At 36.9% G+C, this 20,414-nt stretch carries 19 protein-coding genes; 4 read left to right on the plus strand and 15 right to left on the minus strand.

The annotated features are described in order from the left end of the window. Window positions 1–168 precede the first annotated feature (168 nt). The 8 genes from AC0UMU_RS09020 to AC0UMU_RS09055 all read right to left on the minus strand — a co-directional run bounded on the left by AC0UMU_RS09020 (window position 169) and on the right by AC0UMU_RS09055 (window position 10,421). The gene (locus AC0UMU_RS09020) at window positions 169–1,086 is read right to left on the minus strand and encodes a CDP-alcohol phosphatidyltransferase family protein (protein WP_278716596.1); all 918 of its coding nucleotides are present in this window, start codon (window positions 1,084–1,086) and stop codon (window positions 169–171) included. A gap of 638 nt (window positions 1,087–1,724) precedes the next feature. Then, entirely contained in the window at window positions 1,725–2,825 is a 1,101-nt protein-coding gene (gene pdxA, locus AC0UMU_RS09025; RefSeq protein WP_022390663.1) for a 4-hydroxythreonine-4-phosphate dehydrogenase PdxA, read from the minus strand. A gap of 125 nt (window positions 2,826–2,950) precedes the next feature. Then, window positions 2,951–3,988 carry a dual-specificity RNA methyltransferase RlmN gene (rlmN, locus tag AC0UMU_RS09030; RefSeq protein WP_022599653.1) on the minus strand — a complete coding sequence of 346 codons (1,038 nt, stop codon included), beginning with the start codon at window positions 3,986–3,988 and terminating at the stop codon, window positions 2,951–2,953. Between the two features lie 133 nt (window positions 3,989–4,121). Then, a complete protein-coding gene (locus tag AC0UMU_RS09035; RefSeq protein WP_473979914.1) occupies window positions 4,122–6,254 on the minus strand; it encodes a peptidylprolyl isomerase in 2,133 nt (710 codons plus the stop codon). Between the two features lie 110 nt (window positions 6,255–6,364). Further along, window positions 6,365–7,624, minus strand: a complete 1,260-nt coding sequence (locus tag AC0UMU_RS09040) for a hemolysin family protein (RefSeq protein ID WP_122304158.1) — start codon at window positions 7,622–7,624, stop codon at window positions 6,365–6,367. Continuing rightward, window positions 7,621–8,304 carry an LPS export ABC transporter periplasmic protein LptC gene (lptC, locus tag AC0UMU_RS09045; protein ID WP_288641671.1) on the minus strand — a complete coding sequence of 228 codons (684 nt, stop codon included), beginning with the start codon at window positions 8,302–8,304 and terminating at the stop codon, window positions 7,621–7,623. The genes AC0UMU_RS09040 and lptC overlap by 4 nt, the downstream gene beginning before the upstream one ends. A gap of 154 nt (window positions 8,305–8,458) precedes the next feature. Further along, window positions 8,459–9,706, minus strand: a complete 1,248-nt coding sequence (locus AC0UMU_RS09050) for a BamG family beta-barrel-assembly machinery protein (RefSeq protein WP_278716602.1) — start codon at window positions 9,704–9,706, stop codon at window positions 8,459–8,461. Continuing rightward, a complete protein-coding gene (locus tag AC0UMU_RS09055; RefSeq protein WP_278716603.1) occupies window positions 9,693–10,421 on the minus strand; it encodes a type III pantothenate kinase in 729 nt (242 codons plus the stop codon). The genes AC0UMU_RS09050 and AC0UMU_RS09055 overlap by 14 nt, the downstream gene beginning before the upstream one ends. Before the next feature lie 194 nt (window positions 10,422–10,615). Between AC0UMU_RS09055 and AC0UMU_RS09060 the strand changes: the two genes are divergently transcribed. After that, window positions 10,616–10,933, plus strand: coding sequence for an FtsB family cell division protein (locus AC0UMU_RS09060; protein ID WP_022389828.1), 318 nt, complete (start codon window positions 10,616–10,618; stop codon window positions 10,931–10,933). Next, window positions 10,930–11,268, plus strand: coding sequence for a hypothetical protein (locus AC0UMU_RS09065; RefSeq protein WP_122304162.1), 339 nt, complete (start codon window positions 10,930–10,932; stop codon window positions 11,266–11,268). The genes AC0UMU_RS09060 and AC0UMU_RS09065 overlap by 4 nt, the downstream gene beginning before the upstream one ends. Before the next feature lie 71 nt (window positions 11,269–11,339). Here the strand turns inward: AC0UMU_RS09065 and rplI are convergent, their stop codons facing one another. Genes rplI through rpsF form a run of 3 tightly spaced genes read right to left on the minus strand, consistent with a single transcriptional unit; the run spans window position 11,340 to window position 12,430 of the window. Further along, window positions 11,340–11,783 (minus strand): 50S ribosomal protein L9, encoded by a 444-nt coding sequence (gene rplI, locus AC0UMU_RS09070; RefSeq protein ID WP_009317569.1) that lies wholly within the window; start codon window positions 11,781–11,783, stop codon window positions 11,340–11,342. A 23-nt stretch (window positions 11,784–11,806) separates the two neighbouring features. Continuing rightward, window positions 11,807–12,079, minus strand: a complete 273-nt coding sequence (gene rpsR, locus AC0UMU_RS09075) for a 30S ribosomal protein S18 (RefSeq protein WP_009317570.1) — start codon at window positions 12,077–12,079, stop codon at window positions 11,807–11,809. 3 nt (window positions 12,080–12,082) lie between these two features. Next, entirely contained in the window at window positions 12,083–12,430 is a 348-nt protein-coding gene (rpsF, locus tag AC0UMU_RS09080; RefSeq protein WP_009317571.1) for a 30S ribosomal protein S6, read from the minus strand. A gap of 279 nt (window positions 12,431–12,709) precedes the next feature. On the opposite strand from rpsF, the gene AC0UMU_RS09085 reads away from it, so the two are divergent. Further along, a complete protein-coding gene (locus tag AC0UMU_RS09085) occupies window positions 12,710–13,168 on the plus strand; it encodes a MarR family winged helix-turn-helix transcriptional regulator (protein ID WP_031258517.1) in 459 nt (152 codons plus the stop codon). Window positions 13,169–13,224: 56 nt separating this feature from the next. Next, a complete protein-coding gene (locus tag AC0UMU_RS09090) occupies window positions 13,225–14,235 on the plus strand; it encodes an alpha/beta hydrolase (RefSeq protein ID WP_278716606.1) in 1,011 nt (336 codons plus the stop codon). Window positions 14,236–14,848: 613 nt separating this feature from the next. Here the strand turns inward: AC0UMU_RS09090 and AC0UMU_RS09095 are convergent. The 4 genes from AC0UMU_RS09095 to AC0UMU_RS09110 all read right to left on the minus strand — a co-directional run bounded on the left by AC0UMU_RS09095 (window position 14,849) and on the right by AC0UMU_RS09110 (window position 20,413). Then, on the minus strand, window positions 14,849–15,130 hold the full coding sequence (locus tag AC0UMU_RS09095) for a helix-turn-helix domain-containing protein (RefSeq protein WP_004328957.1): 282 nt from the start codon (window positions 15,128–15,130) through the stop codon (window positions 14,849–14,851). A gap of 105 nt (window positions 15,131–15,235) precedes the next feature. Continuing rightward, complete coding sequence (locus AC0UMU_RS09100) at window positions 15,236–16,900, minus strand: RNA/DNA-binding domain-containing protein (protein ID WP_004328958.1); 1,665 nt, start codon at window positions 16,898–16,900, stop codon at window positions 15,236–15,238. A 2-nt stretch (window positions 16,901–16,902) separates the two neighbouring features. Next, entirely contained in the window at window positions 16,903–17,955 is a 1,053-nt protein-coding gene (locus AC0UMU_RS09105) for a DUF1848 domain-containing protein (RefSeq protein ID WP_004328959.1), read from the minus strand. Beyond that, window positions 17,942–20,413, minus strand: a complete 2,472-nt coding sequence (locus AC0UMU_RS09110) for a hypothetical protein (protein ID WP_004328960.1) — start codon at window positions 20,411–20,413, stop codon at window positions 17,942–17,944. Before AC0UMU_RS09110 ends, AC0UMU_RS09105 begins: the two co-directional genes overlap by 14 nt. Window position 20,414: the final 1 nt, after the last annotated feature.

Here is a 20,414-nt window from a genome sequence, read left to right on the forward strand (position 1 = left end):
TTAAATATTTGTCGGATACTCAATTTATCCCAATCTGTAAACTTTCCACAAAGATACGACTTTTTAAAAAGATACAAAGCCACGTATATTAAGATTCTTAAAAGCAATTTTTTAAACACACTTCTATACCTACGAACAAACTCTCTGATTGTGTTTAAAAACTGAAAACTATATCCGATTCAACTTTCCAATAAAATAACGGCAAACTTTTTCATGTCTGTATATCAGATAGAACAATATTGCATTCAATATCGTAAGTTCGAACAGAAAATAAATCCACAGAACATCAAACAAAACAGCAATAAACAAGGTAATAATACGTATATTAAAAGATAACAGACCACTATACATCATCAACGGAAGACTTTTTTCTTCGAATTGTATCCTCAACCAATCCGGAATATCATTGCCAAACCGTTTTTTTAATAACCGACGCAACTCTTGCATATCCGGAGTAAATCTTTCTTGATAAACCATATATTGAAGATAGAAAGAGAAAAAAAATTTCCTATAAAAATCAGCCTTCCAACTCAATCGTTTATACTTCAAGTGCAATTGCGTCTTATATTCAAATTCACAAACTAATTCTTTCCGTGAAAAAAGATAATAAAAATTACGATAATAATCGATAGCAGAAGCTTGCCTAAAATGAAAATATCCGGTAATCAAGGCTAAAAAAAAGACAGAAAAATCCCAACCTGAATTCATTAAACGTAAACATAACGCCATATAAACAGAAACAGACCAGGCACACCCGCTCAAATGATCTAAAATCCGTCCTAACCGAGAATAACGTCCGATCATTCGTGCTAATTGTCCGTCCGTACAATCCAAAAGATGTGTGCAAAATAATAATAATATTCCAATTATATTATACCATATATCCTCAAAATATAAAAAGAATCCCGAAGATATCCCCAATAATATGGAAACAACTGTAATAGTATTGGGCAACAAGCCTAACTTATGGAAAAACAAAGCACAACGGTATCCGACAGGACGAAAAAACAATAAATCTACAGGATCAGTGTCGATCGGTTTCAATGCTGCCTCAAACATAATGTTCTGATGTCTGTTTTGTTTCATATCCCTCCCTTCGTAGCACAGTTATACACCGTACACAATAATTCTATTTAAATGCAACTGACAAGAGCATCCGATTTAAATACGATATAATAAACATCTACAAATACAGGTCTTCTCAGTATTCTTATCTACAACAAAATTCTTATTTCCATCTTTTCCAAAACCTGCCTTATTTATATATGTAACCGTTCACCCCCATTTTTGTTTTAGAGCCTATCTTATTTTTCCAATAAAAATATTCTCAGGTCATCTTTGCGTTTTTTCGGTCTGTTTTCCCCTCTTCACTCGCCAGATAGCCTGCTATCCTTCTCATAAAAACGACAAAACGTCCTCAAAAGAAACTCCAAAACCTGACCCGAGCTAAATTCAGATTGGCTCTGAAAGAATATTCTTTTAATCAAAACAATCTCTGAATTTCACACATCTATCAGTTCTCTATTAACAAAAGAATTATTAACTAATGATATTATAGATTTTATCTGTCCGAAAATATAAACACATTTCCCCCCTCCCTGCTATCGCCTCTAAATACTTATGAAAACAATAACAAGCTATCTAACAAATAAAAAACAGGAAAATAGTTTGAAAAAATCTGACAAAATATTACCCCTATCAGGAAGGTTGAGACTCCAGACAAATCACTCCTTCTCAGGAGCATTAAGATCAAGGACTTCATTGTCTCCACTTTTATCAAAATATTGACGACGAAGAGGATTAGCTTTCATTTGACGATAATTATTGCGACAAGCAAAAACATCTAATGCCAAGTAAAGAGCATGCCGGAACGACTCTTCCGAAGCTTTATTCTCTCCGGCAATATCATACGCTGTACCATGGGCCGGCGAAGTGCGTATAAAAGGTAGCCCGGCAGTATAATTTACACCATCTTCCATCGCTAAAGTCTTAAACGGAGCAAGCCCTTGGTCATGGTACATAGCCAAAACACCATCGAACTTAGAAAAATGACCTGAACCAAAGAAACCATCAGCTGCATAAGGCCCGAAACAAAGAATATCCATTTCTTCGGCCTCTTTCAATGCCGGAATAATAATCTCTTTTTCTTCATTTCCAAGAAGTCCGTCTTCTCCGGCATGCGGGTTCAATGACAAAACCGCAATACGAGGCTTTACAATACCGAAGTCTTGCTTTAAACAGTGATTGAAAATACGCAATTTCTGTACAATATCCGATTTGGTAATCCGAGAAGGTACTTCAGATAAAGGAATGTGCCCTGTCACTAAAGCTACACGCAAAATGTCATTCAATAATATCATTAAAGATTTTTTGCCTTTTCCTAATTTTTTCTCCAAATATTCGGTATGCCCAGGAAACTCAAATTTATCGGACTGGATCGTATGTTTATTAATAGGCGCTGTCACCAACACATCTATTAACCCGTTTTCTAAGTCATTCGTAGCACTCTCCAAAGCCCGGTAAGCCGCTTCACCTGCCTGAGCCGTTGGTCTTGACAATTCGACTTTTACTTCTTCATCGATACAGTTGATCATATTCAACTTCATGTCCGAAATCTGCTCGGCATTGGTAATAATATTGAAATTAATAGTCGGCAAATCCAATGCCTTACGATGATAGGCCGCCACTTTCGAAGAGCCATATACCACAGGGGTACACATTTCTGTTATACGAGGGTCTGACAATGTCTTCAAAATAACTTCATATCCGACTCCATTTATATCACCTTGAGTAATTCCTACCTTGATCTTATAATCTTGTTCCATGAGTTTTTATTCTTTATATAAAACAGACAAATACTATTTTAGATTATACTTGCCTAATTCAATGCTCTAAGATAAGCAATTATTTTAACATAATATCTCTACACGGTCATAATATATAAGCTTATTCAGCATTTATTGCCGATCTCGCCTTTCTTTGCAGTCGATAACATTCCGCACGCAGCGAATATATCTTCACCTCGCGATGTACGTATCGTACAAGTAAATCCCTTGCGATTCAAATAATCCCTGAAAATAACCATATCCGATTCAACTGACGTTTTAAGGTTTACTCCCGGAATTGCATGAAAACGAATCAAATTTATCCGACAATCCAATCCTTTTAACAATTTTGCCAGCGCCTCCGCATGTTTAAGGGAATCATTAAAACCACTAAACATGATATATTCGAATGACAGCCTGCGCTGATGACTGAAGTCATAATTCCGGAGCAGTGATATTATATCTGCAATAGGATATGCTTTCTGTACAGGCATAATAGACAAGCGTTCCTCCGGAAAAGGATTATGCAAACTTACAGCCAAATGACAATCCGTTTCTTCTAAAAAACGGGTCAAGTTTCGTTTTACTCCGATCGTAGAAACTGTTATTCTCTTCGGACTCCAAGCAAATCCCCATTTTGCAGTCAAAATTGTTAAAGCCGTCATTACTTCATCCAAATTGTCCAAGGGCTCTCCCATCCCCATAAATACCAAATTTGTCAACTTGGCACTTTCCGGTATAGAAATAATCTGATTCATAATTTCACGAACTGTAAGCTGGGAATTGAACCCTTGCTTACCGGTCATACAAAAATAACAATTCATCTTACATCCTACCTGAGATGACACACATAGCGTCGCCCTATCCCGATCAGGAATATATACAGACTCGACAAAGTTTCCGGAAGTCGTTTTAAAAAGATATTTGACAGTACCGTCCACCGAACGCATTTCCTCCACGGGCACAGAATAGCCTATCTCATACTCAGCTGCGAGATGTTCACGATTCTGTTTAGATAAATTTGTCATTTCATCTATATTCCGAACCCGTTTTTCATATAGCCATGCAGCAATCTGCCCGGCTGTAAAACGAGGCATTCCCATACGGGCGACGATCCCGCTAAGTTCATCTAATGTTTTCCCTGCCAAATATTTTTTTTCCACTCGTTTCGTTATTTAGTACAAAAATAAACAAAGAGTATAAAGATCACAACGAATATATAGAAATCTTTAATCAAAAGAATAAAACAAAAAGGGAGGACTCATCATCCTCCCTTTTTATTTTGTCTTCATCGATTTAGAAAAATTTCACACGGTTATTTTCTATATCGGCTTTATCCTTCATAACTTCCATAATCTGACTGGAAAGAATCGAATACATCATCTGTTCATATTTTCGTTTTTCCATTTCGGCATTCATAGGAACAGAACTTTCATCTTTCTTGGTTACAGCCAATACATACACTCCATTATTCCCCTTGACAGGACCTTGTAATTGCCCCACCGAAGCATAAGGAGCTACACCGCACAATGCCGGCTCACGACCGATACCTGTAATTACTGAAGTGTTGAAAGTTACAAACTTAGCCGTATCGATCTTCGAACTCATAGCCGAAGCATAGGCATCAAGAGTCTTCGGTGATTTCTCAGATAATGACTTCATAATCATATCTGCCTTTTTATCTGCCAACAACTGCATTTTAAGATAGCTCTCAAGACTTTTTAAGGGTGCATAACCTGCAGGGGTCACATTCGTAAGAGCTGCTACCAGAAATTTATTTTCTATATTGAAAATTTCTGAAATATCACCTTTATCCGATTTATAAGCCCATTTCACGATTTCACGCCCGTCGTTCAACATACCTACGCTAATATCTTCAGGAGTCAATTCAACCGTATTCAAGGAGAAACCTTTATCCTTTGCATTTTTCTCGAATGATTCTAATTTCCCGTTTTCAGCGATATAAGAACTTACCTTGTTATATAATGTACTATAAGTCTCTGAACTCGGACGTACCTTTAGAACCAATTGTGCCACCTTAGCCTTAGGAACAGAAGCTGTACGCTCAGTTACCTGCATAATATGCTGTCCATACGGCGTTTCCACAGTAAAATATCCTGATCCTCCATTAAAAACAGAAGAAACGAATTTCTGTCCGAATTGTACAGCAGAAGTTTCTGTCAACCAGCCGAGATCACCACCATTAGCAGCAGAATTCTGATCTACCGAGAATTGTTTTGCCAAAGCAGCAAAATCTCCGCCGTTTTTCAAAACAGTCAAAATACTGTCCATCTGAGCTTTAACTTTTGCATCTGCCTGAAGAGGGAACATAATATGACGTACCTTCACTGAGTCAGGAGCTACGCTCTTACCTATCAAACGATACATTTTATATGACTCATCTTCAAAAACAGGACCATAAACTTCATTTATTTGAGCTGTTTCTGCAAATTTTTTCATTTCCAGATCCATGTCTCTTTGAGCAACGTATGCGTCTACATAAGGAACATCCGTATTAAAACTCAACATTCCGGCAATATCGTCTGTCGTAGAAAAATTTTCTTTAAGGTTATTAATCTTTTCTTCGGTCATCTTATAATCACCTTCACTCGGAACTATATCTACTGCAAAGAATTTTACTTCACGCTTTTCATCCTGCTTAAAGTTTTCTTTCTGCTTGTTGTATAGATTTTTCAACTCAGATTCGCTGATAACTACCGTAGAATCGGGTATAGAAGTATAAGATTGTTCTGCATACGCAAAATCTACACTATTTTTAGCACCGTTATAAGCAGCTTCCAAATCGAGCTTATTCGGAGCCATAGATTTTGACAACAAAGTAAAATATTTTCCGACCAACTGTTGTTGTTTCACTGTCTTTTCAATATTTAACCAAGCCTCGCGCTGAGCTCTGAGCTGTTGCCCCATTTCTCCATTAAGATTCGACTCGTCTTCATTAAGGACCACTTGCAAGAAATTCAACAACAAGTCTTTATTAAAAACTCCGGTTTGAGGATCGGTAAATTGTTGTCTTACCATAGGCACGATATTATCTCCCTGCAACAAATCGGCCAACTCTTCTTTAGATACCGTAAGGCCCAATTCGGCAGTAGCATCCGTCAACAAAATATCCTGCACCATCTGATCATATACTTCCTTGTTTATACGAGAAGCGGCACCTTCGGGAAGAGACATGCCATATTGTCTTCTATACATATTCTGCATCTCTTCGGTACGAGTCTGAACTTGTGCCTGAAATTCTTCCGGAGTAATTTTTTTACCGTTAACCACCGCTATTTTATTGCGGTTCATGTTAAAGAAAGTATGACCTGAATTTAAAAGGTCTCCCACGATAAAAGCCAGTAAAGCCACCCCGATCACTCCGACAAGAAGGCCGGCTTTACCTCTGATTTTTTGTAACGTAGCCATTTATTAGATTGTGTTTTTAGTTTTATATTTTTTTAAATTATTTTCCAAGTAAGTGCACGAAGATACGAAAAAAAGCATTTACAAACATATCGTAAAGTCAAAAATTTCCTTTAGTTTTCAATTTTCATTTTCACCAACTCTATTTTGGTTCTGTTTCCTTTTAATATCTCAAATTTATAATTCTCTATTTCAATCGTTTCTCCGGGCTTAGGTATCGTTTTATAATGATAAAGAATATATCCGGCAATTGTCATATACTCATCAGACTCGGGTAACCCTATATCAAAAAGCTCATTAATCTTTTCTATTTCGACACGTCCTGAGAACTCATAACAGTTTTCTCCGGTTCTCCGTGCAATATAATTCAACGTATCGTGCTCGTCTTCAATATCTCCGAATATTTCCTCAACCAGATCTTCAAGCGTCACAATACCGGCAGTTCCGCCAAACTCGTCCACAACGACAGCGATACTTTTTTTCTGTTGCATCAAATTTTTCATTAATTTCTGAGCGGTCATCGTCTCCGGAACTAACAATATCGGCTTAATATAAGACTTCCAATCTGCCGCTTGTTTAAACATTTCGGAAGAATGTATATAACCCAATACATTATCAATATTATCTCTATAAACCAAAATTTTAGAAAGTCCGGTTTCAATAAATAGAGCAACCAAATCCTTCTCCGATGACATATCGATATCAACCGCTACAATCTCTGTACGGGGAATCATACATTCACGAATGCGTAAATTAGAAAAGTCCAAAGCATTCTGAAAAATTTTAACTTCTGTATCGACTTCTGCTTCTCCCTGCGACTTATCTATACTTTGTTGAATAAAAAAATCAAGATCGACCTTACTCATAGTCCCATCATCCCCCGACCGATCGATGCGAACCCCTCCTATCTTTAAGATTCCGGATGAAAGCAATGATGTAAATTTCGCAATCGGATACAGCAACAGATAAAAAACATAAAGCGGTATGGCAAAAACTTTTAATGATAAGTTAGGATTAATCCGAAAAATAGTTTTAGGCAGAAATTCGGCTGTCAGAAGAACGATCAATGTCGATACGACAGTTTGTCCCAATATAATAAATACCTCCTGATCCCAAATAAAGGAGAATACCGGAGAGAGCAAATCGGCCATACCGATACCGTAAACGACCAACGCGATGTTATTGCCGACAAGCATCGTAGAAATGAACTCTTCCTGATGATGATAGAATAAATTAAGAATACGCCCAAGAAGCGTCTTTTTCTTCATATCCAATTCAAAACGGACCTTATTTGAAGATACAAATGCAATTTCTATGCCCGAAAAAAATGCAGACAACAGCAATGGAATAATTATCATAAAGACCGTAGTCATGATTTTTCTCCTTTCTTTTGCGGTGCATAACGACGAGCATTCGTATCTCTCACATTTTTTAAACTGTCCGATTCACCCCGCTGTTCTTCGGCAGGCGATTTCATTGGAAAAATTCCGGTTGTCCGACGTATCGTGTACTGAGTCATAGGTTCATTAGAAACAAAACCGATCCCTTCTATTATGCGATCCACTTTTTCAATATGAATGGCACTATCCGAATATATCTCACGTTTTTTTTGATCCCAGAAAAGTAACTCGGTAAAGAATCTTTCATCCTGCAAATTAGCCATCTTTACATTCCCCCTGAGTTCCCAAAGCTGCTTATATTTATAAAAAATAGCTGAATCTCCCATAATAAAAGCATCTACATGAAAATTCTCATCGAATTTTTCCACATAAATTCCTTGCGGAAATAACCAATACGGTTCTTTCGCATTTTCAAACATCAACCATTCTTTAGCTTTGATACGATAACGAGTAATCCCCGAATCCGAAATCAATGTCGTTACATCAAAACTACTTAACGAGGGAACTTTATGCGGATCTGAAAAGGCTTTAACCACTTCATTTTTTACTTTCTTTTCACAGGAACTAAAAAAAACGGACATTAAGATAAATGCCACTACAAACGCAATACCGGTAAACGGAAATCCTAATAAAGTTCTGCGAATCGTATTCATTCTGTTTTTCGGTTCTTTATATTAAAGGCAAAATTAAATATTTAGTTACAGAGCCGCAATTAATCTCTCTCTTTTTATTGTTTTTACAAAGAAACAGAAAGAGATGTTATTCTTTTTATCGAACAACATCTCTCTGTATTTTGTAAAACAACGGTTATTCAAATTTCCGTTTAAAGAACCAAAGTTCATTAAAGGTAAGACTCAATGAAACTCTTAAAAAGTTTTCACGAATAAATGATGCCGGCGTAGATTGCCTATTTAAATATTCCAAAGAAAGGTTCAATATAGATTTATCTCGTCTTACCGGAAATCCGAAACCGCAAGTAATCCCATATTCATCTATATCACATCCCTTGACTTTGAGATAAGAATGATTATAAAATGCCCCTAACCGATAACGCATACGCTTCATATAATTCCCCGACATCGGATTTGGCAAAAACTCCGCACCAATAGCCACTTTTAAACGATTGTTCAAACTGTCTTTCACTCCGTCATACCTCACACTGCTCCAATCCTGAAAAGTGACATCAGCTCCTACAGTCAACCGTTCATCCCATATATAGGTAAAACCTGCACCTATGGAAGTAGGAAGAGAATATCTAGATTTTATACTCGATGAATCTGATCTCGATACAGAAGTCGACCCGGAAGTTGTAGAATAAATTTCCTCATAAGTATAAGTACGGCCGAGCAATTTTTTCTCAGGAGTATAAACCGCCCCTATGGTAATCCGGTTTTTCTTATTTATATTGTGCGTATATTGTAACCCGAACTCAACTCGAAAATCCGAAACATGCAATTTTTTCAAGAAAATACTTCCGATCGTATTATCCGTAGGCAACAAAGTCGTGGTATGCTCTATATTTCCAAAAAGATATGACACATTAGCCCCAAGATAAAGGCCTTTATAGATATGTCCGCTCAATCCGATAAAAGCCTGACTGATACCACCTTCCCCGACTTGTGTATAAGAACCGTTCGGAATCGAACCGCCAAAACTGTATCCTACTGAAGAGAATGGTGTCAATCCGGCACTTCCCGCCATATGACGCCCCAATGGGAACTGCAAAGCGACATAATCTAAGTTTCCGTTTACTTCAGATTCTTTCAAGGAATTTTCTTTCATCCATGTATTTTGCAAACTGACTCCTATGTCGAAAAGAAATGTCAAAGAATCCATCGCTGCGTACGAAGCCGGATTCTTTATATTAATCTGTCGTCCACTTTGAAATCCATATCCGACTCCGCCCATTCCTCGATTCGCACCGACCGCATTATCTTCCAGAATACCATACCCGTAACGTGAATACGGAGAATTCGTGTTATTCTGTGCCAAACTACTCATTCCCCCTAACAAGGACAACGCTATTAAGACAATAGATATTTTATTTTTCAGCATTATAATAAAGTATTCTGTTTAATCCTTTTAATACAATATTTTTATCCACAAATATGGGAGTTTTTAATCTTTCAGCCAATAAAAAAGCATCGCCGCCCGTTAAAAAAACCAAAAGATCCGGATATATAGCCTTCAGCTCCCTTATATAACCTTCCATTTCAAATAAAACTCCCTGTATTACTCCAGCACGTATCGCAGTTTCCGTATCCGTACCCATAAGCGAAAAATCTCCGACTTTCTCAATCAAAGGCAGTTTTCCGGTAAAATGATTCAATGCTTTCAACCGCATCCTGATACCCGGAGCAATATTTCCTCCGATAAACACTCCTCGTTTCAGCAATAAATCATATGTAATCGCCGTACCGGCATCGATTATCAATATATCGCAATCCGGTTTTTCATAAAAAGCGCCTACCACCCCTGCAATCCTGTCCCGTCCCAATGTCGTCGGTGTCCCGTATTCGATTTTTACAGGTATAGGAGTGTCTGCATCTAAAAAACAAAACCGGGATATTCTTTCCTGCAGATAGTCCAAAAAACAAAAAGGGACATCAACCACTGAAGAATAAATACACGACGTAACCCGATATTTATCAAGCAAAGTATCAACAAGCTGCTTATCCGGCTTTACAACAGTCATTACATATTCTAACTTATCTTGACAAAATAAAGCAACTTTTGTCGTCGTATTTCCCTGATCTATGATTAGATTCACATTTGCAAATTTTGGACAAAGGTATAAAAATAGCTCAATCGCTTTTGAGGAAATCCTAATAATTTCCTTTTTTTTCACGCTTTTTAAAAATGCACACTCTTGACCTGACAAATTCATAAAAAAAGGTTGTATCGGACAACAAAACTTTTAGAAACAAAAAAGATTATGTACGTTTGTAAAAAATAAAATTCAATATGAAGAATATTTTTTCAGCATCATGGCGTTTCATAAAAAAGCATGTTACCTTAATGCGAATTTTGGTAATATCTTTTCTTTTCATCATGATCTTTGTAGACGAAAACAGTTTTGTTCAAAGTTTCCTTTATGACCAACAAATTCATGGTCTAAAAAAAGAAATACAACACTACCAGGGAGTTATCGAAGAAAGCAAAACAAAACTGAACGAACTGCAATCGAATGAAAAAAATCTGGAAAAATTTGCCCGGGAGCAATATTTAATGAAAAAAGATAATGAAGATATTTATATAATAACAGAAGAAGAACAAAAATGAGCAATAAAATACGCAACACGATTCTAGTTGTTTCAGCCTTATTTATCCTGGCAGGGACGGCATTATATTTATTCAGATTACCATTCACCGTTTATATATTTGCTGCCGGAGCTGTCGGAATGACTGTCGCACGGGCGACAAATTTATACAACGGCTCAAATTTCAGGCTTAAACGCTTATACCGCATCGAATTGATTGCAGCGATTGTTACCGTCGGGTCTGCATGGTTCATGTTCAAACAACAAAACGAGTGGATTTTATTACTGCTCGTTGCAGCATTTCTACAATTATACACCTCTTTTATGATTCCAAAAGTAGAGAAGAACGGAAAATGACCTTCAAATAAAAAAGAAAGGCGAAGTTTCAATGAACCTCGCCTTTTTTCTTTATTTGAAATCCGAAAATATTATTCGGCAACTACTTCAAACGGAATTTCGACACTTACTTCTTTATGAAGTTTCAAAATAGCTTTATAAGCACCGACTTCTTTTACAGATTCTTTAATGAAGATAACCTTACGATCAACCTCATAACCGGCTTTTTCTAAAGCTTCAGCTATTTGAATATTGTTAACCGAACCGAAAATTTTACCTGTAGAACTGGTCTTAGCACCAATTGTCAAAGAAACTCCTTCCAATTTAGCGGCCAACTCTTTAGCATCATTTTTGATTTTCTCAAGCTTATGAGCACGTTGCTTCATGTTTTCAGCTAACATCTTCAGTGCAGAAGGAGTAGCGATAACAGCCTTACCTTGAGGGATAAGATAATTGCGACCGTATCCGCTCTTAACGGTTACTACGTCATCTTTATACCCAAGATTTAAGATATCTTCTTTTAATATTACTTGCATTACTATTTTCCTCCTTCTTTAAATTATTTCATCATGTCTGTCACATAAGGAAGTAACGCCAGATGACGTGCTCTCTTTACAGCCTGAGCAATACGGCGTTGGAACTTCAACGAGGTACCGGTTATACGACGAGGTAAAATTTTACCTTGTTCGTTCAGGAACTTTTTCAAGAATTCGGGATCTTTATAATCTATATATTTGATACCGCTTTTTTTGAAACGACAATATTTTTTCTTCTTAATATCCACTGAGGGAGGAGTCAAATATCTGATCTCAGATTGATTTTGTTGTGCCATGACTTAATTCTCCTTTACTTCTTTAGATTTAACACTTCTTCTTTTTGCAGCATATTCTGCAGCATATTTATCCATTCTAAAAGTCAAGAAACGGATAACACGTTCATCACGACGGAAATTAATTTCCAATTTTGCGATTACAGACGGATCTGCGTTAAACTCCAGCAATTGGTAGAAGCCTGTAGATTTTTTCTGGATCGGATAAGCCAATTTGCGTAATCCCCAGTTTTCTTCATTCACGATTTCAGCACCTTCTGCCACCAAAATCGCTTTGAATTTTTCTACCGCTTCCTTCATCTGTACATCAGATAAAACGGGAGTTAAAATGAAAACGGTTTCATAATGATTCATACTCATTTAAATTAACTTGTTATTTAATTTTTTGAATTGCGGGGCAAAGGTAGTCATTATTTACTAAAATCCAAATACTTTGCTATTTTTATTTTAGATCTTTCTCTAACTTTTCCCGAAAATCAATCTGTTCAAAATAGATTTTTTTAAACCTTTTTATCGACAAAGACCAACATATAACGAAATAGGAATGCAACTTATATTAATAACATTTTTTATCGAAGCCTCAACCGGAAAATAAAATATTGTTTGTATTTTTGTTGTCTAAACAATTATTACATAATGAACCTTCTCTCTATCGACAACGAAATGTTATTCGCCTTGCTAAGCGGTAAACTATCATCAGCAATCAATCGAAAATTATACAGAAGTTTTCGAAAAATAAACATAGATATTACTCCGGAACAGTGGACTGTTCTTTATTATTTATGGTCAAAAGACGGTGTCACGCAACAGGAACTTTGCAATGCGACTTTCAAAGACAAACCAAGTATGACCCGCTTGATAGACAATCTTGAAAAACAAACTCTGGTAACTCGTTCGGCAGATAAAAACGACCGACGTATCAATATCATCAATCTTACAGAAAAAGGTCGAAATCTCGAAGAGATGACACAGCCCATAGTTGCAACAACGATGAAAGCTGCGCTGAACGGATTAAACGAGGAGGAAATAGAAACCGCTCGCATTTTGTTGAACAAAGTATTCAATAATGTGAAAATATCACTGGGAGACTAAACTTCTGGTTTAAGCTTTCTGTTTTATCAAAATAAAAAAAGCTCAACATAAAAATCATGAGAAAAAAGATCTTACTACTTCTCTTCTCAATCTTGTCGTTCGGCACAAATAGTTTTGCACAATATCACAAAGATATATTAGGGGAGAACTTCGTTCAACAAACAATACAGATGCCCGATGACTATGAAGGAAAAGTCATCATCACCATTGTCCGAAAAGAAGCTGCGCTCCCTACGACAAAAGCAATACTTTACGTACACGGATTCAACGACTATTTTTTTCAGAAATCTCTGGCGGAACATTTCAATGACGCAGGCTTTAATTTTTATGCCGTTGATCTACGAAAATACGGACGCTCAATGCTATCCAATCAATATCCATTCCAAGTTCACAACTTAAATGAATACTTTGCCGACATAGACACGACCTTGCAGATTATAAAACAAGAAGGGAATCACGAAATTTTATTAATGGGGCATTCTACCGGAGGCTTAATAACCTCTCTTTTCTGTCACAAATACAGAAAAGCGCTCCCCGTCCAAGGACTAATTTTGAACAGCCCGTTTCTTGACATGAATCAAAGCTGGTTCAAAGAAAAAATATTGATTCCCACAGTCTCCTTTTTTGCACTTTTCTCCAAAAAAACAAAAATAAAACAAGGTATTTCTACTGCTTACGGAGAAAGCCTATTAAAATCGCATCATGGAGAATGGGAATATGACACGACAAAAAAATTTATGCAATCCCCTCCTCTCACAACAGGATGGATACGGGCTATCCACCGGGGACAAAGAAAAATACATAAAGGATTAGATATCCCCTGCCCTATTCTGGTACTTTACTCCAATAGATCAGTTTACGGAGACGAATGGAATCCCGAACACCAAATCGGAGATGGTGTACTGGATGTAAAAGATATCGCTAAGTATGGCAAACGTTTGGGGTCTAAAGTTACCGAAATAGAAATACAAGACGGGATGCACGATCTTATTCTTTCCAAGAAAGAAGCCAGAGATGCAACTTATCAGGCTATTTTTAATTGGTTAAAACAAAATCAGTTGAACTAATCAAGACTTGCGATCTTCTTAATCATTTATAAATTTATCGTATTGAAATAATGTGCGATAAATCACCAATTTATTCTTATGGATTAATAACCTGACTAATCTTGTCAACAAAGAAACACGATCAGGTCATTTTTACGTTTTTTCCGATCTTTTTTCCCGTTTTCAGTCATCAGACAGCCAGTTACACAACAACAACATCCTCGAAAGAAATTCTCAACCTGACCCGTGCAAAATTTATACAGGCTCTTAGAATAATAAAAAATAAAAAATAAAAAGAATAATACCGATTTACCAAAAATAAAATTATCTTTGTCTTATAAATAAGTGTTCATTGAAAAAAACATATCGAAAAGCGTCCAGTCTTTTTACTTTGTAACAAAACTACCAATTTCTGTTATTTAAAACGTGTAAAAATGGCTGGACGCCTGCGCTGTCATATGCGTGGGCGTTCCTTTCATTTAAACGTTTGGGGATTGGTAGTTCCTGTTACAATACATGAAAGATAACTCTCCACGCTTGAACCGAATATTGTAAAACATCAATCTGATTATCAAATATTAATATTGGGAATTGTGTGGTAATGATACCATATAGTTCCCAATATTTGTGAGGATTAGCCTATTCTTTCTTGTGCAACCTCAATGGCTTTTCGCTTTAATTCGTCTTCACCTTCTATAGCATCCAATACTTTGTCTGCCAGCCATAGTGTAAGAAGTTCATTTTTATCAATCTTGAAATACTCAGCTAATTGTATTACTTGTCTCCGTTTGGCATATCTATCGCCACGTTCTATTTTGCTAAACATTGGAGTGTCTATTTCAAGCAAAGCTGCCAATTGCCTTTGTAGCACACCGTGTTCTTCTCTCAACTCTTTTATTTTGTCTCCTAATAACATGGTCTTTATTCTTTTGAGTTCAGTATGTGTTTCGTCGAATTTCGACGGATTTAAACATTTTCGACGGAATAGGCTGTATCTTTTCGTCGAAATTCGACGGATTGGCTATAATATAAACCAATTTCGTCCATCTGTTCTAATCAATTCCTCGGCTTTCATAACTTTCAATAGATCACCAAGGCTGCGTAGTTTTTGCTCTTCAGTCTTATTGCTAGGCATTACATCTTTGATGTATTCGTAGATGCCATCACGTTTGGCTCCATCTGATCCAGCATTCTTAAGATATTGCAAAACCATCTGTTTAATTTTGTCCTTATCAAGTCCTTTTTGCTTGGTGTAACCTTGCAATTGACGAGTGGCTTTAGCAACTCCTAAAGAAATTGTATAATTGGGAGCATCGCCCTCAATAAGTCCCCTGTTCAGCAAGTCTTTTGCAACATCTTCATGTATGAATCTGCCTTTCTGCACAGCATCGAGAGATATGCAATCCCATAATGATAGAGTGTTGTCAGTCTTCAATAAATCCGTATATCGTTTATTGATCTCGTTACCATATATGCGTACTACAACTTTCTTTTTTGCCGCATCAATCTCGTAGTCCGGCATCGGAAAGTGTCTGCGCCATTGTTCATTAAACATTTTCTTGATGCCACGACTTACGGTATCAATCATATTGAAGTCCACCATTGCCTTGCATAGGCATTCATTGCGGAAATAGGTCTGAGATTCCTCATTTCTCAAAGCATTTTCCAAAGTTCCGGGGATGAAAGTACCGGCGTTGGAATAATATAGGTAGCCGGGATTCTCAACGAAATTGACACGCTGTTGCATCGTGTAATCTTGATGAGCAATGCAGTTATGAAGTGCTTCGCGTATAGTGTAGTCATCATACTGTTTCATTGTATCTGGGAAAAGCGTACCACCAGGCATTTCACGCAAAGTCAGATTTTCAATCTTTGAGAGAATTTCATCTACTGTCAGTATGAATGGAACAGTGAAATGTTCGTAGTCCACCACATCTTGATTTGCATCCCTGCGTGTCCAAGTTACCTGAGCGACAACAGGACGCAGTTTAAAGGCTGATTCGTATTTGCCCAACAATATGATAGCGGCACGAGTGATGCTTCCATTTCTTGTCAGTCCGCATTTGCCAAGAAATGTCTGAATATCCCAAGCATTTACCTCTGATTCGGGAATACGACTATGTACCTTTTTAAACATTTTGCGGGCTTTAGCTATAGCAACTTCGTCAAGGTCATCTATCGTTGCATCAGGAACAATCTGTGCAGACCAATCTGTTTCGCCAAATATTGGCTCATCAAGAATGACATTCATGCGTTCTGTGGTCAACTCTACAAGAGAATCTTCAATTCGCTGCCATGCTTTGTTATGAGCGTAAACAGGCAATTTGGGACGATGCTTGGGAATATGGACTACCCAAACCTTCTTGTTAGTGTCATCGGTAACAAACTCTTCAATATCAAGACCTTCTGTCGAAAGATTGATACAGCGTTCCGTTAAACGAAGAATTGCCTTTTGCCGGTCATAGTTATAGGTATCAGTCCCGACAATTTCCAAAGAACTGTCATGTACCCCTATCACTAAATGTCCTCCTCCCATATTGGCAATAGCCGACACATATGAGATGATATCGTTTTTCTCATCCCCACAGAATGAGTTCTTCAAATTCTTGAATTCCTTCCATTCGCAACGAGCATTCTCTTGTGGATAGTTGCGAAGGAGATATTGTTGTAGTTCTGACTCTTGCATAATTACCCAATTATACTTTCACTTTCATCATTATGTTTCTCAGCATTTCTGATGACGCATTCTTTACTTGTATTGGCATAGCAGTAGACACAGAAATGACGGCAAGTATTATACATGCCGATGTCTTTGCTGATCATACATCCACATACCTTACGTTGCCCTGTATCCTTTACATTACGCACCTTTTCTGGTATTGGTGGCAAATTACCAAACAAGTCTTTTTCTGGTAATTTCAATGTATGTAGATAATAGACAAGTTCCTTATCGTCAGCAAAAATGCGTTTCATCAATTCGCCATCAATGCAACGATTGTGTTCTATCCCGTATTTTTCAAGGTCAATATCTTCAGCACAAGTGGCGATTTCAACATCCCAACCATCTTTGTGCCAAGCTTCACGAATCTTTTGAAGACCTTCTACAATTTCTATTCGTTGAGCAAGGTTGGCTTCGGCATTCTCCACATTCTCCTTTGTAAAGAGCATACTTTCCTTAACAAGATTGTTTTGAACCTTGCGATATGCTTTTACATCAACGAAACTGAATACAAGCTTATTTGTGTAACCTTTCAGTTTATTTCCAATGTGCCAAATGCGCGTCAAGAGGTCACGAGGAGCAATGTTTGGCGTAATTATTAAAGGATCAAAACGCCAGATTACTTTCTCCTTACCAATCATATCAGAAAGTTTCTTGAATGTCTCAACTCTGTTTTCGACAGACGAAACATTAGGCTCAAAACCTTCTTTTACATAATCGTTGAGTGTAACCTGAAAATAGTAGTGTATTTCTCTTTCGTCAAGCTCATGAAGGTATGGGAGGATCGGCTTTGGGTTCTTTGTCCAGAAAATCACCACCTTGCAGTTTTTGAACGAAATATACATTTTTTGCTGGTTGAACGGGTTATACCAAGCACAATACCCTTTAGCCAAGCGGTTGAAGAACCACTTGGCATAAAAAGCAGGAATATCGGTTGAACGACTTGCAGAGACAATGACAGGAGCTGTAGCTTCTACTTGTTCACCTGTATCGTTCGTGATAATAATTTTACCTGTTGGCATAACGATTAAATAAATCTTGCATTAACTGCTCAAAGTACTGTTTATTCTCATAAGTTCCCTCTACGATAGGAGGATAACCACCTTTATCATAAAAACACCAATGCTTAAAATGATCAATGGTTGATCTATTATCTATAGGGTTGCCCAATGGATTAGAATAGTATTTACCACCAGGAGCATAACCTTTTTGAAATGTTATTACCTTTCTGGAAAGCGTTTCTCGCATTTTTATAGGTAGGTAGTTTCTTGAAAGGATAAAATAGTTAACATTTGCATCCTCTACAAATTTAGATGATGTTGGATGTATTGGTTTCAGGTTTCGCTTTTCAACACCATCCTGCGAAATAACATTATTTCCTTGTGGTTGTGGATACGAAGTCGTATTTAAACTTTTAATACTTGAAATCAGTTTCTCAATCTTCTTATACGCAGCATCAGTTGGTTTCAAGAAGTTGTCAAGGATGCTCAAGAACGCTTCTGGATCTTGCCTTTTACTCTCAAGTTCTATAGCTTTATCAATATTTTCTTTTTGGGTCTTTAAACCTTCTTTACCTACAATCGAATAAATTTTACTACGGAATTGTTCTGGTGTATAAGAACCCTCATCTCCTGCAAAATTAACAGCATCAAGAGCTTTGTACGCTTTAGTTGTAGTAATACGTGAGAAACTACTAAAAATATACATAAAAGCTTTAGGACTTTGAACTATATTTTCAAGTTTAACAGCCTTATTTACCGCCTCAACAACTTTCTGCTGTTTTACAACTTTTGACTCTACATTATTTTGATTCTCAATAATCTTAGATCCCAACTGACTTTCTACAATAACTGAAGTACTATTGCTCGCTTTGGGTAAGACAGCATCCTTTATTTCTATTCCATTAAGCATTCGCCAAACATTACTTGCAAATGATTGATAATAATCCTTATTGCCATTTATCAATACAGACGTAAATGTCTTTGGCAGAGACGTAAAACCTCTTGTGGCACCATAGATGCCATAAGCTAACTTATAATTACAGAATCCTACTTGTACAAGGTACTCTACCAAGCGATCAATGTTATCGCCTTTCTGACAGAATGCAGCAAACGATGAAAGTACATCATTTTCAATAGCGAATAAGTCAAAGGCGGAGTTCTCCTGGAAATGATTAAGTAATGCTCCAACATAAGCAGATGCAGGATTTGAGTCCCATTTATCTCCAAGCATGTTCCTTAGAATCATACCTCCATTATATGCCTGTGCCAAAGGTTCTTCTACGCCATTTTCTTCCATTACAGATTTGTACTCTGCCATAAACTGGGAGCAAATAAGGTTCTTATAGAAAGAACTTTGGTAAGATGTGTCCAAAATATGCAAAGACAGATTATCATCAACATTCAGCAATTCCTCAATGGCATACTTTTCACGTTGAGCATTATCTTTTGCTTCCAATTTACGAATGGTGCTATTCATATTGTCTATGACACGAGAAAACGTCTCTGGGGAAACATACTCTAAACAACTCCACAATTCGTTTGCATCATAGACTCTACGAAGAGGAAGTTTGTTACAGAATGCGTCATAAACACCCCAGTAGTGCAAAAGATTCTTGGCATCTTTTGTAGAAAGACCTTGCGGATTGTCAGACAATTTTAACTCTAATAAATTTTTGTTCCAAATGGTATCTTCATCTATTGAAGAATAGATTTCATTAAACTCTCTGATTCCATTCAAGATAGCATCGTCTTGTGCCTGAGTGGGTCTTTTATCAGGAGAATTTACAACAGCAGAAAGCGTGTTACGAAGTTTTCTTGACAAAGCTTTCAATTTGCCAACCTCGTTGCTGACCGAGCTATTAGCACCTATTAGATAACAATAAATGAAACCTTTAATTCTGTCTAGCAGAACGTCTCTACTAACATTTATAGGTTCATTCTTGATCTTGAAATTTACATATGAAGGATTCCATAAGAAATCATCTTTTTCAGATTGAGTAAATAAATCTTTGGCAACGCCAAAAAATGTTTTTTTCTCTTTGGGTTTAACATCTATATTAGGAGCATAAAGCTTATAGAACTTATTCTCTAGGCTTTGTTCTGCCTTTGACAATACACCCTGACGCTCCTGATAACTATTAAAATAGATACGACAATGAAAAGGGTTAAGGTTGATGGTATGATAGCAGAGATAGGTCTCTACTCCGTCATGTTCCTTAGCCTTCTCAAAGAATCCATCTTTATAGTCATCAGTTTCTATCTCAATAACCATAGGATAGTTCTCAAGGTCATTTTCTTCAATCTCGAACCTTGGATATTTACTGTACAATATTATTACTTGCTCTTTGTCGTTCGCGCAGACAGGATAGAAGCGTTTGTTACCAAAGCCGCGTCTTGCGTAAAATCCTAAGGGCGAAATTGACTCTGAAGACAATATGTTATTGAAATTCAGAGTACAGGTTGGTATGTATAATTTCATA

It is taken from the genome of Coprobacter fastidiosus (genome assembly GCF_982245605.1).

Excerpts from the sequence above, each read along its gene's own strand:
- AC0UMU_RS09020 (WP_278716596.1), bottom strand. The coding sequence starts at position 1,086 with ATGAAACAAAACAGACATCAGAACATTATGTTTGAGGCAGCATTGAAA.
- pdxA (WP_022390663.1), bottom strand. The coding sequence starts at position 2,825 with ATGGAACAAGATTATAAGATCAAGGTAGGAATTACTCAAGGTGATATA.
- AC0UMU_RS09035 (WP_473979914.1), bottom strand. The coding sequence starts at position 6,254 with ATGGCTACGTTACAAAAAATCAGAGGTAAAGCCGGCCTTCTTGTCGGA.
- AC0UMU_RS09040 (WP_122304158.1), bottom strand. The coding sequence starts at position 7,624 with ATGACTACGGTCTTTATGATAATTATTCCATTGCTGTTGTCTGCATTT.
- lptC (WP_288641671.1), bottom strand. The coding sequence starts at position 8,304 with ATGAATACGATTCGCAGAACTTTATTAGGATTTCCGTTTACCGGTATT.
- AC0UMU_RS09050 (WP_278716602.1), bottom strand. The coding sequence starts at position 9,706 with ATGCTGAAAAATAAAATATCTATTGTCTTAATAGCGTTGTCCTTGTTA.
- AC0UMU_RS09060 (WP_022389828.1), top strand. The coding sequence starts at position 10,616 with ATGAAGAATATTTTTTCAGCATCATGGCGTTTCATAAAAAAGCATGTT.
- AC0UMU_RS09065 (WP_122304162.1), top strand. The coding sequence starts at position 10,930 with ATGAGCAATAAAATACGCAACACGATTCTAGTTGTTTCAGCCTTATTT.
- rplI (WP_009317569.1), bottom strand. The coding sequence starts at position 11,783 with ATGCAAGTAATATTAAAAGAAGATATCTTAAATCTTGGGTATAAAGAT.
- rpsR (WP_009317570.1), bottom strand. The coding sequence starts at position 12,079 with ATGGCACAACAAAATCAATCTGAGATCAGATATTTGACTCCTCCCTCA.
- rpsF (WP_009317571.1), bottom strand. The coding sequence starts at position 12,430 with ATGAATCATTATGAAACCGTTTTCATTTTAACTCCCGTTTTATCTGAT.
- AC0UMU_RS09090 (WP_278716606.1), top strand. The coding sequence starts at position 13,225 with ATGAGAAAAAAGATCTTACTACTTCTCTTCTCAATCTTGTCGTTCGGC.
- AC0UMU_RS09095 (WP_004328957.1), bottom strand. The coding sequence starts at position 15,130 with ATGTTATTAGGAGACAAAATAAAAGAGTTGAGAGAAGAACACGGTGTG.
- AC0UMU_RS09100 (WP_004328958.1), bottom strand. The coding sequence starts at position 16,900 with ATGCAAGAGTCAGAACTACAACAATATCTCCTTCGCAACTATCCACAA.
- AC0UMU_RS09105 (WP_004328959.1), bottom strand. The coding sequence starts at position 17,955 with ATGCCAACAGGTAAAATTATTATCACGAACGATACAGGTGAACAAGTA.
- AC0UMU_RS09110 (WP_004328960.1), bottom strand. The coding sequence starts at position 20,413 with ATGAAATTATACATACCAACCTGTACTCTGAATTTCAATAACATATTG.